The 14,604-nt window shown below is 60.9% G+C and carries 11 protein-coding genes and 1 riboswitch; of the genes, 3 read left to right on the top strand and 8 right to left on the bottom strand.

Annotated features, from left to right (window positions below; translation table 11 throughout):
- Positions 1-79: 79 nt before the first annotated feature.
- Positions 80-685: a class I SAM-dependent methyltransferase gene (locus tag ACEN84_RS16315; RefSeq protein WP_413709270.1), complete on the top strand. Its 606-nt coding sequence runs from the start codon at positions 80-82 to the stop codon at positions 683-685.
- A 50-nt stretch (positions 686-735) separates the two neighbouring features.
- On the opposite strand, the gene ACEN84_RS16310 is transcribed toward ACEN84_RS16315, so the two are convergent.
- Positions 736-1,158 (bottom strand): cupin domain-containing protein, encoded by a 423-nt coding sequence (locus tag ACEN84_RS16310; RefSeq protein WP_413709269.1) that lies wholly within the window; start codon positions 1,156-1,158, stop codon positions 736-738.
- Positions 1,159-1,237: 79 nt separating this feature from the next.
- On the opposite strand from ACEN84_RS16310, the gene ACEN84_RS16305 reads away from it, so the two are divergent.
- On the top strand, positions 1,238-1,744 hold the full coding sequence (locus ACEN84_RS16305; RefSeq protein WP_413709268.1) for a DUF3833 family protein: 507 nt from the start codon (positions 1,238-1,240) through the stop codon (positions 1,742-1,744).
- A 92-nt stretch (positions 1,745-1,836) separates the two neighbouring features.
- A complete protein-coding gene (locus ACEN84_RS16300; protein WP_413709267.1) occupies positions 1,837-2,823 on the top strand; it encodes an aldo/keto reductase in 987 nt (328 codons plus the stop codon).
- Between the two features lie 295 nt (positions 2,824-3,118).
- Here ACEN84_RS16300 and ACEN84_RS16295 read toward each other — a convergent pair whose 3' ends face one another.
- The 7 genes from ACEN84_RS16295 to clpP form a co-directional block, all read right to left on the bottom strand.
- Complete coding sequence (locus ACEN84_RS16295; protein WP_413709266.1) at positions 3,119-5,317, bottom strand: esterase-like activity of phytase family protein; 2,199 nt, start codon at positions 5,315-5,317, stop codon at positions 3,119-3,121.
- Between the two features lie 96 nt (positions 5,318-5,413).
- On the bottom strand, positions 5,414-6,313 hold the full coding sequence (locus tag ACEN84_RS16290) for a DMT family transporter (protein ID WP_413709265.1): 900 nt from the start codon (positions 6,311-6,313) through the stop codon (positions 5,414-5,416).
- 89 nt (positions 6,314-6,402) lie between these two features.
- Positions 6,403-6,551: riboswitch (FMN riboswitch) on the bottom strand.
- Between the two features lie 105 nt (positions 6,552-6,656).
- Entirely contained in the window at positions 6,657-8,579 is a 1,923-nt protein-coding gene (locus tag ACEN84_RS16285; protein WP_413709264.1) for a methyl-accepting chemotaxis protein, read from the bottom strand.
- A gap of 299 nt (positions 8,580-8,878) precedes the next feature.
- The gene (gene hupB / locus ACEN84_RS16280) at positions 8,879-9,154 is read right to left on the bottom strand and encodes a DNA-binding protein HupB (RefSeq protein ID WP_112718664.1); all 276 of its coding nucleotides are present in this window, start codon (positions 9,152-9,154) and stop codon (positions 8,879-8,881) included.
- Positions 9,155-9,359: 205 nt separating this feature from the next.
- On the bottom strand, positions 9,360-11,777 hold the full coding sequence (lon, locus tag ACEN84_RS16275; protein ID WP_112718666.1) for an endopeptidase La: 2,418 nt from the start codon (positions 11,775-11,777) through the stop codon (positions 9,360-9,362).
- A 405-nt stretch (positions 11,778-12,182) separates the two neighbouring features.
- Positions 12,183-13,460, bottom strand: a complete 1,278-nt coding sequence (gene clpX / locus ACEN84_RS16270) for an ATP-dependent Clp protease ATP-binding subunit ClpX (RefSeq protein ID WP_112718668.1) — start codon at positions 13,458-13,460, stop codon at positions 12,183-12,185.
- A gap of 303 nt (positions 13,461-13,763) precedes the next feature.
- Positions 13,764-14,393, bottom strand: coding sequence for an ATP-dependent Clp endopeptidase proteolytic subunit ClpP (gene clpP / locus ACEN84_RS16265; protein ID WP_112718670.1), 630 nt, complete (start codon positions 14,391-14,393; stop codon positions 13,764-13,766).
- Positions 14,394-14,604: the final 211 nt, after the last annotated feature.

The following is a 14,604-nucleotide window of genomic DNA, read 5'->3' as shown; positions in this document are numbered from 1 at the left end:
CATTGCGCGAACCCTGAGCTGCTTATACTACAACTTTAAGGGCGGCCGCTAGCCGCTCAGGTAGCGAGACCAGACGACGATGAAAACACGCGAAGAACGGCAGGCGCAGCGCGCGGCGATGCCGCGGACACAGCTTTCGGCTCATCATATGGAGAATGCCAAGCTCCTGCCGGATCGGGGAGAGTTGCTCTACCGTATTCCGAATGGCGGCGTGGGCGTCGAGGTCGGGGTGGCCTTCGGCGAGTATACGGCCGAGATCATCGAGAAGAACCGCCCCTCGCAGCTTTTCCTCATCGATCCCTGGGGGATGGACCGTTACAGCTCCGGGCTGCACGACGTGCACACCAAGTTCGAGGCGCAGATCGCCTCCGGACAGGTGACGCTGATGCAGGGCACGTCGCTGGAGAAGCTCGAGGAATTCGAGGACGGGTTTCTCGACTGGGCCTATATCGATACCGACCATTCCTTCGAGCTCACCTGGCAGGAGCTCCTGCTCTGCGACAGGAAGGTGAAGCGGACGGGGCGGATTGCCGGGCATGACTTCTGCACCGGCAATACGGTGAAGCCGATCGTCTATGGCGTGGTCGAGGCCGTCACCAAGTTCTGCAAGGACTATGGCTGGCAGTTCGAGTTCCTGACGGTCGAATCACATGCGCATTTTTCCTACTGCCTGAAGCGGCTCTGACGCCGCTGTGGCGGCCGGCACGGATGCCGGTCGCCTGTTCTGCCTGATGCTTACGCCTGACGCGAAACGCTCCAGCTCTTTCCTGCATATTGATCGTCGCTGACATGCTCCATCCAGTCGACCGGAGAGCCGTTCAGCGCTTCCTGGATGGCGATGTGGCTCATTGCCGTGTCGGGTGCTGCACCATGCCAGTGCTTTTCGCCGGCCTCGAACCAGACGACGTCGCCGGAGCGGATCTCGCGGATGTCCTGACCCCAGACCTGCACGAGCCCTTTGCCTGACGTCACGATCAGCGTCTGCCCCAGGGGATGGGTGTGCCATGCGGTGCGGGCGCCGGGCTCGAAGGTGACGGTGGCGGCGCGTACGCGTGCCGGATCCGGACCTTCGACGATCGGGTCGAGGCGGACGGTGCCGGTGAAATAGTCGGCGGATGGTCTGGTCGAGGGCCGTGATCCGGCCTGCTTGATGTCCATTGTGATTCTCCTGCGATTGATCCGGTGCGTCAGCGCAAACGTAGGTCAGTGACAGGATGATTTGAAGTGGAGGAAGACCATGCGACGCACCGGTCTCATCATCATCGCGGCGATTCTCGTCATGATCGCCCTGCCGCATCTGGCGAGTGCGCGCGATTTTGCACTCGAGGATTTCTTTGCCGGGCGCAGCGTGGCCCAGGGAGAGTTCAAGGCAATCAACGGCGTCGACCGCAAGTTTCGCGTGGCGCTGACCGGCCGCTGGAACGGCAGGCAACTGACGCTGCGCGAGGATTTCGTCTATGCCGACGGTCAGCGCGAGCGGAAGACCTGGCGCTTCATCAAGACGGCGCCCGGCCGTTACAGCGGTACCCGCGAGGATGTGGTCGGTCCGGCGGAAGTGACCATCAAGGGCGATGTGGCGCGCTACAGCTATCTCGTCGATATCGCGCCCGGGCCGAAGCAGAATATCGTGCGCTTCCACGATACGATCCGGCGCCAGCCTGATGGGACCCTGCTGAATACCGCCTGGGTCAGCAAATTCGGCTTCCCGGTTGCCACCGTGCGGGTCGTCTTCTCGAAGAAGTGAGGCCCTGCCCTATCTCCCTTGCGGTCGCGCGCTTGCCGCCCTCTGCGGCGGCTGCTAGGTGCGATGCAGTTTCATCACGAGGGAGATTTTCCATGAAAGAGCATAGTTTCGGCCGCATGCCGTTTTCGGTCACTAATGTCGGCTTCGGCGCCTGGCAGATCGGTGGCTCCTGGGGTGACGTCAGCGAGGCCGATGGCCGCGCCGCGCTCAACGCCGCGCTCGACGCCGGCATGACCTTCATCGACACCGCCGACGTCTATGGCGACGGCCGCTCGGAAAAGATCGTCGCCGACGTCCTGAAGAGCCGCGGCGGCAAGCGGCCGATGGTCGCCACCAAGGCCGGACGCCGCCTCAACCCGCATGTCGCGGACGGCTATACCAAGGCCAATCTCGAGGGCTTCATCGACCGCAGCCTGAAAAATCTCGAGGTCGAGAGCCTCGACCTCGTGCAGCTGCACTGCCCGCCGACGGAAGTGCTTTACCGCGCGGAGGTCTTCGAAGGCCTGAACGAGCTACAGAAGGCCGGCAAGATCAAGGGCTACGGCGTCAGCGTCGAGAAGGTCGAGGAAGCCCTGAAGGCGATCGAATTCCCGGGCGTCGAGAGCATCCAGATCATCTACAACATCTTCCGCCAACGCCCCGATCACCTGTTCTTCCAGGAAGCGCGTCGCAAGAACGTCGCGGTGATCGCCCGCGTGCCGCTCGCCAGCGGCTTGCTCTCCGGCAAGATCACCCGCGACACGAAATTCGCGACCGACGACCACCGCAGCTTCAACCGCAACGGCGAAGCCTTCGATGTCGGCGAAACCTTTGCCGGCGTGCCCTTCGAGGTCGGCCTGCAGGCGGTCGAGGAAGTGCGCAAGCTGGTGCCTACGGGCGCCACGATGGCCGCCTTCGCGCTGCGCTGGATCCTGATGCACGAGGCCGTTACCGTGGTCATCCCGGGCGCGCGCAATGGCGAACAGGCGAAGGCGAATGCCGAGGCTGCCAGCCTTGCACCGCTTTCCCAGGACGTGATGGCGGCGACGCGTGAAATCTACGAGCGTCTGATTGCGCCGCATGTGCATCATCGCTGGTAGGGTTTGGCGAGAGTTTAGTGAGGAACGGCCGGGTATTGCCCGGCCGTTCCTATTTGCGGGAACCTCTCCTCCTCTCCCCTCATTCCTGTGCTTGTCACAGGAATCCAGTCGCCACGCGTCTGCGCGGCGGGAAAGAGTCTCTTCTGCCCAAGGACTTGGGCAGGCTGGATTCCTGTGACAAGCACAGGAATGAGGGAGGTGGTTGGAATGGGCGCCTCACATTCCGCCAACGTCCACTGAGACAAAAAGGCCGGGCTTGCGCCCGGCCTTCCTAATCTCATGCTGCCTGAACAGCTCAGTTCGTGCCAACCATGTTGACCGGGAAGAACAGGGTCTCGCCGGAGGAGTCGCTGACGCCGTCGTTGTCGGTGACGGCGTAGGGCTTGCCCGAGGCGTCGAAGGCGAAGCCTTCGAGCTTGTCGAGGACGTAGCCGTTGGTTGCCGTCTTCAGTTCGTCGAGGAAGTCATGGGCTTCCGCCTTCTTGACCACCGGAAGTTCGCCGCCGAGCTTGGCGGGCTTCAGGTCGGAGATGGCGACCTTGTAGAGCTTCTTCAGCTTGGCAGCATCGCCGACGAGGTTGTCTCGCTCGATGATGTAGACGCTGTCGCCATGGGCGGAGATTTCCGAGAGACCGACCCAGCCGTTTTCAGACTTGTCGAGCGGGTAGCGCACGGCGCCCCATTCCTTGCTCTTCGGGTTGTAGGAGACGAGCTTCACGAAGCCCTTCTCGTCGTCCTTCCACTCGCGCTGTACGGCCATCCACAGCGTTGCGTCTTCGCCGGAGCCGACGATCGTCACGCCTTCGAAGCCGTAGCGGATCTCGTTATCCGTCAGTTCCTTCGGCAGCGCGATCTCTTCCTTGATCTCGCCCTTCGGGTTGACGTGGTAGAGAGCGTGCGGCAGCAACTTTTCGCTATTGCCTTCCGAAGCCAGCCAGAACCAGCCCTTGGCGTCGACGGCGATGCCTTCGATGTCGAGCTTCTGTGCAGCGGCGCCATCGCGCTTGACGGTCATGGCGTCGGTGATGACGGCAGGCTTCTTGGTGGCGTCGATCGTGTAGATCGTCGGCTGATTGCCGAGAACGCTGTCGGACACGGCGAAGAGCTGGCCGGCCTTTTCAGGAACGGCGGCAAGGCCCGAAAGCGCTGCGAAGCCGATCGGATTGCCGTCCTTCTCTGCCGAGACGATCTGCGGATAGGCCTTTTCGCCTTCGCTGCGCTCATAGATCATGACATGCGAGCGTGGGCCGCCATCTTCGCCGAGATCGGCTTCGTTGGCCGTGGCGAAGAGATTGCGGCTCGGGATGGCGATCGCGCCTTCCGGCGAGACGCCCGACGGCAGGATCTGCAGCAGTTCCGGGTCCGCGCCGGTGTCCTTGAAGACGCCGACGACCGAAGCGCGCTCGGCGAGCAGGAAGAACAGCTGGTCGTCGCCGAACTTAGCGGCTTCCAGACCTTCAGGCTCGACGCCCTTCGAGGACGAGCGACCTTCCGGATAGTGGCCGAGATGGGCAACGGCGCGCTCGAAGGACGAGCCCGATTCGTAGAGAACCTTGCCGGTCTTGTCGAAGATGGTGAAGCCGCGCGAGCCACCTTCATAGTCGCCTTCGTTGGCGACGACGAGGCGGTTGTCGTCCAGCCACTTTACGGCGTCGGGCTCGCGAAGAACGCCCTTGGCTTCGCCGGTGAACTTCAGCTGGCCATCCTTCTTAGTGTCGATGCCGGAGAGATCGGTGCTGCCAGCGGTGAAATGCGTCTTCACCGTACCGGTCTTGCCGTCGATGATGACGATCTCGTTGTTTTCCTGCAGCGTCAGGGCGATTTCGTCCTGGCCGTTGAAGGAGACGAATTCGGGCTCCGGATCTTCAGGCGCGATGCCGGCGAGACCCGTCAGCGTGACGTGCTTGATGGTGCCGCAATCGACGGTGCCGTTCTTGACCTGGAAGAGCACGAGATCGCCAGCCGGCATCTGCGGGATCTTGCCGTCGTTGATCTCTTCGTCACGCTCGTTCTCGATGGCGATCGTGCCGAGCGTCTTGTCCTTGTTGAGAGCGATCGAATCCGGCTGGCCGCCGAGATCGCAGGTATTCTCGATCTTCTTGGTGGCAACATCGACGATGGCCAGGCGGCCCGACGGCTTGACCTTGCTTTCGCTGGTGTTGACGGCGACGAGCGCCTTGCCCGAGGTCGAGGTGACCGATGTCGGTTCACCGTCCATCATCAGTGCGCCGAGGGCCTTCGGGGCCTTGGCGTCGGTGATGTCGACGAAGCCGATCGCGCCGAGCGGGCTGTCGCTATAGATCAGCGTGTTGCCGTCGTCGGTTGCGGTGATGATTTCTGCAGAGGTCGTCGAAAGCTTGTCCTTGCCTTCAGGCAGGTTCGAAGCGACCGGAAAAGATGCGATGCGATTGAAAACAGGCTCGGCAACTGCCGGAAAGGCAACAGAAGCCAGGAGCACGGCAGCGAGCGCTGCCTTGCGCGATGAAATAGTCATGAAATCCCCCATGCGTCGAAAAATCGAAACATGGGGGTTTTGAGGGAAGCGGATGACAGGCAGATGACAACGGGCGCAATTTTGCACCGCTTTGCATCAGGCCGCATTTTTCTCCCGGCGCATCTCGTTGCGCATGATGAAGAGCGACGCCATCAGGATCAGTGCGGCGCCGAGCCAGAGATAGCCCGCCGGCGCATAGCCGAAGAACAGCCATCCGGCGAGAACATTGAGCGGCAGTTTCAGATCATCGAAGGGCTGGACATAGGCAGCGTCGGCGACGGTGTAGGCCAGGGTCAGCAGATATTGCGCAAAGACCGTCAGCAGACCGGCGAAGACGAAGAGCGCCAGGGTCATGCCCTGAGGCACCTCGAAACCGGCCACACCCGCCAGCGCGCCGTTGATCGGCGTCAGCAGCACCAGCAGCCAGACGGTGATGGTCTCCGGCTTCTCGATGCCGGTCAGGCTCTTGGTGATCAGCGACGACGCGCCCCAGAAGAGCGCCGAGATAATCGGAAGGAGTGCCGCCCAGGTGAAGGCGTCCGACCATGGCTGCAGGATGATCATCGCACCGGCAAAGCCGACCGCCGTCGCTGCCCAGCGCGCCGGGCCGACGCGTTCGCCGAGAAACAGGCGGGCGCCGAGGATGATGAAGAAGGGCGAGGTCATGACCAACGCGATCGCCTGCCAGATCGGCACCGAGGCCAGACCGGACACCCAGGCTTCGACCCCGAGGGCGGCGAGCGCCACGCGAACGATATGGCGCCAGGGATAAGAGGTGCGCATTGCCGAGAGGCCGGCGCGGCGCAGGAAGGGAAGCGAGAAGAGGAGCGCGAAGGCATATTGCCAGAAGGCGGCGGAAGCGGCTGCGAAGCCGAGCTTCATCGTCAGCCATTGGGTGACGACATTGAGAACGGAAAAGGCGATACCCGCCAGCACCATGAAAGCGGCACCGGCCATCGCACGCGACGAGGAAAAAGCAAGGGAAGTCTGATTCATGTCTCTCATCCAGAAAGGGACCAACACAAATCAGGACGCATGAGCGCAGGACGGCAGCCGGAAAGACCCCTGCCCCGCTCACAGCTTGCGATCATTCTCTTTCATCCGGACTATACCGTCGGCTCCGGAATTGCACCGGATCTGCTGACCCCCGGCCACTGACGGCCGAAGCGCTCGCGGGCTTGGGCCGAGACCCTTTACCGCCGGTGGGGACTTTCACCCCGCCCTGAGAACGGCCGATCCGTAGATCAAAGGCCTGCGCTCCGCAAGACCACGGAAATGCGAAAAGGGTCCGGCTTTCGCCGAACCCTTCGAAGTGATGCTCTTCTACCGGTAGCCGGTCTCAGAACTCGGACCATTCCTGCTTCACCGCGGCATTGCCGTGGCTGGCATAGACCGGGGCCGATGCAGCACTGCGCTGCGGGCGGGCCATGGCGGCCGCCGTCTGGCGCAGGGACGCAGCGTTGGTCTCGGCGCGGCTGCCGCCGAGCTGGAACTGGCCGATCAGCTGGTTCATGCGATCGGCTTCGGCGGCCAGCGTGGCGCTCGCGGCATTGGTCTCTTCGACCATCGCGGCGTTCTGCTGGGTCACCTGATCCATCTGGTTGACGGCGCTGTTAACTTCGGAAAGACCGGTCGACTGTTCGCGCGACGACGTGGCGATGGCGTCCATGTGCTGGTTGATGGTGACGACCAGCTGCTCGATGGTCTTCAGCGCCTCGCCGGTTTCGCGCACCAGCTTGACGCCGCCTTCGACTTCGACCGACGAGTTGCGGATCAGGTCCTTGATCTGCTTTGCGGCCTGGGCGGAACGCTGTGCGAGTTCACGGACTTCCTGGGCAACGACGGCGAAACCCTTACCGGCTTCACCGGCGCGCGCCGCCTCGACACCGGCGTTCAGCGCCAGGAGGTTAGTCTGGAAGGCAATCTCGTCGATGACGCCGATGATGCTGGAGATCTGGTTGGACGACTGTTCGATCCGCTCCATCGCATCGACGGCATTGGCGACAACCGTGCCGGAAGCCGTGGCGCTGCGGTTTGCCTGGATCGCCACCTGGCGGGCCTCGTCGGCGCGCTTGGAGGAGTTCGAGACATTCACTGTGATCTCATCGAGAGCGGCTGCGGTCTCTTCGAGCGAAGCGGCCTGCTGTTCGGTGCGCTTGGAGAGATCCTCGGCGCCCTGGCTGATCTCGCGGGTACCGCCGGTGATCGAGACCGCCGACTGGGCGACGGCGCGGAGCGTGCCGCCGAGCTGCGAGATCGCACCGTTCAGGTCGTGGCGGAGCGCCTCGAAATCAGGGGCGAAGGCATCGTTGAGCTGGAAGTCGAGCTCGCCGGCTGCGAGGCGGCGCAGGCCACCGGCGAGGCCGGCGGTCGCCTGCTCGAGGCGCTGCTGGGCGGCTGCTTCCGCTTCGGAAGCAAGGCGAGCCCTGTCGGCCTCGGTCTTGGCGCGGGTCATCTCGGCGTCGGCCTGAAGGCGCTGATTGTCGATCGCGGCAACACGGAAGATCTCGACGGCATTGGCCATCTGGCCGATCTCGTCCTCCCTGCCCTTACCCGGAATTTCCGATGCGGTGTCGCCGGCGGCCAGACCGCGCATCGACTTGGTGATGCGGACGATGGGGCTCGCGATGCCCGAAATTCCGAAATAGATCGCGGCGAAGACGATCAGGGCGCTGAGGCCGAGAACGGCGGAGATCAGCGTCAGGGTCGTGGAATACTGGCTGCGGCTTTCGGCGAGACCGGCAGCAGCTGCGTCCTCGTTGAAGGCGACGAGCTTGTCGACGTTGTCTGCCAGGATATCGGCGACCGGGCCGAGGTTTGCGTCGAAGGCATTGATCGCGTCCTGCTGCTTGCCGGCCTTCGCCAGCGCGATCATCTTCTGGCCCTCTTCGATATATTTCTGCGAGGAGCTGTCCATTTCCTGATAGATGCCGCGCTCGACATCGGTATCAACGAGGTCCTGATAGGCGAGGACCGTCTTGCGGAGCTTGGCTTCGCGCTCGCCGATCTTCTTTTCCAGTGCCGCCTCGTCGCCCGAGGTGCGGCCCATCGCCAGATCGCCGTAGGAGCCGCGCAGCGAATAGCGCGCAAGCTGGATATCCTTGGCCTTGGAAATGCCGGGATGCATGCTGGTCGCGAACAGTTCGTTGTTCTTGTTGGAATCGCGCAGGCCGGTGACGGCGATATAGCCGGTGGCTCCGAACATTATGGTGAGAACGGCGAAAATACTGATCATTGCCGTTTTAATATCAGGACGCTTCATCGAAAGACCTCATGAAAAACACGCCGCTACCGGCGCCAAAATCAAGCAACAGAAAAAGGAGAAAGCGGCGTCATGCCGACCGGATACGATCGGAGAGCAATGAAGGACGACCGTTGGGGGCGGATCGTATGGATCAATATTTAATCGAATGTGAACGATGCACGGCAGCTATTGCCAGAGAACTGCGCGCTTTTGCGCGATGAAGCAAAGCCCTGAAATGCGAAAAGGGTCCGGCTTTCGCCGAACCCTTCGAAACTTTACCTGCCGGTCTCGTTATCCGGCGGCCAAGTTAAACCGGATTAGCCGTTGACGGCATCCTTCAGGCCCTTGCCGGGCGTGAACTTCGGCACGTTGCGAGCCGGAATATCGACTTCAGCGCCGGTGGACGGGTTACGGCCCTTGGTAGCTGCGCGATGAGAAACGGTGAAGCTGCCGAAACCGGCGAGGCGTACGTCGCCCTTCTTCTTCAGTTCGCCCTGGACAACGTCGAAAACAGCGTCGACAGCAGAAGCGGCATCAGCCTTGGTGAGGCCAGCCTTTTCAGCAACTGCGGACACGAGTTCATTCTTGTTCATGTTTCCACCCCTTTCAATGGTTTGAAACGACTCAAATCTGTAAGCCAGGCACAGAATAGGTTTCATCAGGCCCGCCGCAACCCAAAAGCCCTGCAAATCAAGGAAAAGCAAGCACCTCCGGCAGGTTTTCACAAAAAAGGCTGGCGATTTACGCCAGCCTTTTTCAGGATTTGCAGCAATTTGACATAAATGCGGCGGATATCGCTCAGTGAGCGATGCCGGCACCCGTGTCATCAAGGCCTTCGACCGTTGCGATGACCGGCGTTTCAACCGTTCCATCCCATTCGATCGGCTCCGGTCTGCGGATCAGAGCATGCTTGATCACCTCGCCCATGCGGGATACCGGGATGATCTCCATGTTGTTCTTCACGTTATCCGGAATCTCCGCCAGATCCTTGGCGTTCTCTTCCGGGATCAGCACCTTCTTGATGCCGCCGCGAAGCGCCGCAAGCAGCTTTTCCTTCAGACCACCGATCGGCAGCACGCGGCCGCGCAGGGTGATTTCACCCGTCATCGCCACGTTCTTGTCGACCGGGATGCCGGTCATGATCGAGACGATCGCGGTTGCCATTGCCACACCAGCAGACGGACCATCCTTCGGCGTTGCGCCTTCCGGCACGTGGACGTGGATGTCGGACTTGTCGAAGCGCGGAGGCTCGATACCGAAATCGACGGCGCGCGAGCGAACGTAGGATGCTGCAGCCGAGATCGACTCCTTCATCACGTCCTTCAGGTTGCCGGTGACCGTCATGCGGCCCTTGCCCGGCATCATCACGCCTTCGATCGTCAGCAGTTCGCCGCCAACCTCAGTCCATGCGAGACCGGTGACAACGCCGACCTGATCTTCGCGTTCGGCTTCGCCATGGCGGAAGCGCGGAACGCCCAGATAGGTGTCGATGTTCTCGGCCGTGACATGAACCGACTTGGTCTTGCCCTTGATGATCTCGGTGACCGCCTTGCGGGCGAGCTTCATCAGCTCGCGCTCGAAGGAACGGACGCCGGCTTCGCGGGTGTACTGCTGGCTGATCGCCATCAGGGCATCGTCGCTGACCGAGAACTCGTTCGGCTGCAGCGCATGTTCCTTGATGGCCTTCGGCAGCAGGTGCCGCTTGGCGATCTCGCGCTTTTCATCTTCGGTGTAGCCGGCGATACGGATGACTTCCATGCGGTCCATCAGCGGAGCCGGAATGTTCAGCGTATTCGCCGTCGTGATGAACATAACGTCGGACAGGTCGTATTCGACTTCCAGGTAGTGGTCCATGAAGGTCGAGTTCTGCGCCGGGTCCAACACTTCGAGCAGAGCCGAAGACGGATCGCCGCGGAAGTCCTGGCCCATCTTGTCGATTTCGTCGAGCAAGAAGAGCGGGTTGGACTTCTTCGCCTTCTTCATCGACTGGATGACCTTGCCGGGCATCGAGCCGATATAGGTACGGCGGTGACCGCGGATTTCAGCTTCGTCACGAACGCCGCCGAGAGCCATGCGGACGTACTCGCGGCCGGTCGCCTTGGCGATCGACTGGGCGAGCGAGGTCTTGCCGACGCCCGGAGGGCCGACGAGGCACAGGATCGGGCCCTTGATCTTGGTCGAACGGGCCTGGACGGCCAGATACTCGACGATGCGTTCCTTGACCTTCTCCAGACCGAAGTGATCGGCCTCGAGGATCTTCTCGGCATTGTTGAGATCGCTCTTGATCTTGGACTTCTTGCCCCACGGAATACCGAGCAGCCAGTCCAGATAGTTGCGCACGACGGTGGCTTCAGCCGACATCGGGCTCATCTGGCGCAGCTTCTTCAGCTCCGCATCAGCCTTTTCACGGGCTTCCTTGGACAGCTTCGTCTTGGAGATGCGCTCTTCCAGTTCGGCCATCTCGTCGCGGCCTTCCTCGCCGTCGCCGAGCTCCTTCTGGATCGCCTTCATCTGCTCATTCAGGTAGTATTCGCGCTGGGTCTTCTCCATCTGGCGCTTGACGCGCGAGCGGATGCGCTTTTCGACCTGCAGAACCGAGATCTCGCCTTCCATGAAGCCGAGCGCCTTTTCGAGACGAGCCTTGACGCTGGTGGTTTCCAGCATTTCCTGCTTCTCGGTGATCTTGATCGACAGATGCGATGCGACCGTATCGGCGAGCTTCGAGTAGTCGTCGATCTGGCTGGCAGCGCCGACAACTTCCGGAGAGATCTTTTTGTTGAGCTTCACGTAGCTCTCGAATTCCGAGACGACGGAGCGCGACAGCGCTTCCAGCTCGACCGGATCGTCATGCGGCTCTTCGAGCACATGGCCGAGGGCTTCGTAGAAATCTTCGCGGCTGGTATAGGCGTCGATCTCGGCGCGGGCGCGGCCTTCGACCAGAACCTTCACGGTGCCGTCGGGCAGCTTCAGGAGCTGCAGGACGTTGGCCACGGTGCCGACATTGTGGATCGCGGACGGATCCGGATCGTCATCGCTGGCGTTGATCTGGGTAACGAGCATGATCTGCTTGTCGGAACCCATGACTTCTTCAAGCGCACGGATCGACTTTTCGCGGCCGACGAACAGCGGCACGATCATGTGAGGGAAGACTACGATGTCGCGCAGGGGCAAAACAGGATAGGCAACACTGCTCGCTACAGACGTTTTCTTCGTCATTTCTTATTCCTTTCCGTCGTCCCGTTTCCGGGCTCTCTGGCGCGGCCGCTTGGGACCCGGCCGGCACTCTCACTTGCCTATACAAGTGGAGGTTCTTCTTACGCTTTTCAAGCCACGCTAACGCCCGCGCTCCCTGCTTGTGACAGACTTATTACAATGGAACGCCAACACTATGACGCGCGTAACTGTAGTGGCGCTTACCAATTCCGGACCGGCTAAAACACAAGGCCGGAAAACACGCTACGGAATCATTCCATCATTGCCAAGGACGCGGCTTTCCGCAACGTCAGGAACAGCGTTTTCAAGCTTCTTCTGCAACAATTAACAGGCCCGGTCCCGGTTCTCAAAATAGAAAGGGGCCTGCCGACGGCAAGCCCCTAAATCTAACCATGCTGTCTACGACTATCAGGCAGAGGCGTTGGCCTTCTCATCCTGACGGTCAGCGTAGATGTAGAGCGGACGGGCAGAGCCGCGGGCAACCTCTTCCGAGATGACCACTTCGCGGACACCTTCCAGCGCCGGCAGTTCGAACATCGTGTCGAGCAGGATCTTTTCCATGATCGAGCGAAGGCCGCGGGCGCCGGTCTTGCGGACAATCGCCTTGCGGGCGATTTCGCGAAGAGCGTCCTCGTGGAAGGTCAGTTCGACGTCTTCCATCTCGAACAGGCGCTGATACTGCTTGCTGAGCGCGTTCTTCGGCTCGGACAGGATCTGGATCAGTGCGTCCTCGTCAAGATCTTCCAGCGTCGCCAGAACCGGCAGACGGCCGATGAATTCCGGGATCAGGCCGAACTTGACCAGATCTTCCGGCTCAAGCTCGCGCAGGACTTCGCCGACGCGACGGTCATCAGGAGCCTTGACGGTCGCGCCGAAGCCGATCGAGGTCTTCTCGCCACGGGCGGAGATGATCTTGTCGAGGCCGGCGAAAGCGCCGCCGCAGATGAACAGGATGTTCGTCGTATCGACCTGCAGGAATTCCTGCTGCGGATGCTTGCGGCCGCCCTGCGGCGGTACCGAGGCAACCGTGCCTTCCATGATCTTCAGCAGTGCCTGCTGCACGCCCTCGCCCGACACGTCGCGGGTGATGGACGGGTTGTCGGACTTGCGGGAGATCTTGTCCACTTCGTCGATATAGACGATGCCGCGCTGGGCGCGCTCGACATTGTAGTCGGCAGCCTGCAGCAGCTTCAGGATGATGTTTTCAACGTCTTCACCGACATAGCCGGCTTCCGTCAGCGTCGTCGCATCGGCCATCGTGAAGGGCACGTCGATGATGCGGGCGAGCGTCTGGGCAAGATAGGTCTTGCCGCAGCCGGTCGGGCCGACCAGCATGATGTTCGACTTCGCCAGCTCGATTTCGCCGTTCTTGGTCGCATGCGCGAGGCGCTTGTAATGGTTGTGAACGGCAACCGACAGGATCTTCTTCGCCTGACGCTGGCCGATGACGTATTCGTCGAGAACCTTGATGATGTCCTGGGGCGTGGGAACGCCGTCACGGGACTTGACCATCGAGGACTTGTTCTCTTCGCGAATGATGTCCATGCACAGTTCGACGCATTCATCGCAGATGAAAACCGTCGGTCCGGCAATCAGCTTCCGGACTTCGTGCTGGCTCTTTCCGCAGAAGGAGCAGTACAGGGTGTTTTTAGAGTCGCCGCCGTTGCTGCCGCTGACCTTGCTCATATCACTTTCCTTCCAGCACGCCGCATTTCAAGGTGAAATCGCGGTCCACTCAATGGCCCGCCAGCCCGCTCCGCCACCGGAGCGTCAGCCGGCCAAGCTTTAAAGGGGTAAGAACCGGAACCTAACCCAACACGCTCAAGTTCCGGCGGCAACGAATTCCCCTTCGAATGCCGAATGCTATGTCATAAAAATTCAACATAGCATTAATACTTATTCTTAGCGTGTTCGCTCCGCGATTAAACCCCTTGTTCAATCACAATTGGGATAGAACTGTGGCAGCGAAAACACCATCCCAATTATTCACTAGGCCGCATCGCCTTCCATCTCGCTGCGCGAGGTCAGGACCTTGTCGACGACACCCCAGTCACGGGCTTCGTCGGCAGTCATGAAATGGTCACGGTCGAGGGTCTTTTCAACTTCGTCGTAGGTACGGCCGGTATGCTTGACGTATACCTCGTTCAGGCGACGCTTCATCTTCAGGATGTCGCGGGCGTGACGCTCGATATCCGATGCCTGGCCCTGGAAGCCGCCGGACGGCTGGTGAACCATGATGCGGGAGTTCGGCGTTGCGAAGCGCATGTCCTTGTCGCCGGCACAGAGCAGCAGCGAGCCCATGGAAGCGGCCTGACCGATGCAAAGCGTCGAGACGGCAGGCTTGATGAACTGCATCGTATCGTAGATCGCCATGCCGGCGGTGACGACGCCACCCGGCGAATTGATGTAAAGCGCGATTTCCTTCTTCGGATTTTCAGCCTCGAGGAAGAGAAGCTGGGCGCAGACGAGCGTCGCCATGTGATCCTCGACAGGACCCGTCAGGAAGATGATGCGTTCCTTGAGCAGGCGGGAATAGATGTCGTAGGAGCGTTCACCGCGATTGGTCTGTTCTACAACCATCGGCACGAGGGCCATAGCGGTATCGACTGGATTTCTCATGTGCGTCCTTTGTCAACGTCTTGCCGGCAGGGCCGGGAATCAAAGAAAATGCCTTACCCCTACATAGAGTGTCCCTGCCCTCTACTTCAAGACACGCATAAGGATAACGTTAAGAAGCAAGCGGGCGGTGGATAAGGCTTTCCCCTGCGATGTAGCTCCTATCTCCGAATTGCCTCTTAACGGCGAGAGACTGTCGGCCGCCAGCACAGCT

This window comes from Rhizobium sp. Rhizsp82 (assembly GCF_047325115.1).
GTDB lineage: Bacteria > Pseudomonadota > Alphaproteobacteria > Rhizobiales > Rhizobiaceae > Rhizobium.
This window is presented reverse-complemented; position numbering and strand designations above follow the sequence as displayed.

What these genes read in the sequence shown, in the direction of transcription:
- ACEN84_RS16315 (WP_413709270.1), top strand. Translation starts at nt 80, where the DNA reads ATGAAAACACGCGAAGAACGGCAGGCGCAGCGCGCGGCGATGCCGCGG.
- ACEN84_RS16310 (WP_413709269.1), bottom strand. Translation starts at nt 1,158, where the DNA reads ATGGACATCAAGCAGGCCGGATCACGGCCCTCGACCAGACCATCCGCC.
- ACEN84_RS16305 (WP_413709268.1), top strand. Translation starts at nt 1,238, where the DNA reads ATGCGACGCACCGGTCTCATCATCATCGCGGCGATTCTCGTCATGATC.
- ACEN84_RS16300 (WP_413709267.1), top strand. Translation starts at nt 1,837, where the DNA reads ATGAAAGAGCATAGTTTCGGCCGCATGCCGTTTTCGGTCACTAATGTC.
- ACEN84_RS16295 (WP_413709266.1), bottom strand. Translation starts at nt 5,317, where the DNA reads ATGACTATTTCATCGCGCAAGGCAGCGCTCGCTGCCGTGCTCCTGGCT.
- ACEN84_RS16290 (WP_413709265.1), bottom strand. Translation starts at nt 6,313, where the DNA reads ATGAATCAGACTTCCCTTGCTTTTTCCTCGTCGCGTGCGATGGCCGGT.
- ACEN84_RS16285 (WP_413709264.1), bottom strand. Translation starts at nt 8,579, where the DNA reads ATGAAGCGTCCTGATATTAAAACGGCAATGATCAGTATTTTCGCCGTT.
- hupB (WP_112718664.1), bottom strand. Translation starts at nt 9,154, where the DNA reads ATGAACAAGAATGAACTCGTGTCCGCAGTTGCTGAAAAGGCTGGCCTC.
- lon (WP_112718666.1), bottom strand. Translation starts at nt 11,777, where the DNA reads ATGACGAAGAAAACGTCTGTAGCGAGCAGTGTTGCCTATCCTGTTTTG.
- clpX (WP_112718668.1), bottom strand. Translation starts at nt 13,460, where the DNA reads ATGAGCAAGGTCAGCGGCAGCAACGGCGGCGACTCTAAAAACACCCTG.
- clpP (WP_112718670.1), bottom strand. Translation starts at nt 14,393, where the DNA reads ATGAGAAATCCAGTCGATACCGCTATGGCCCTCGTGCCGATGGTTGTA.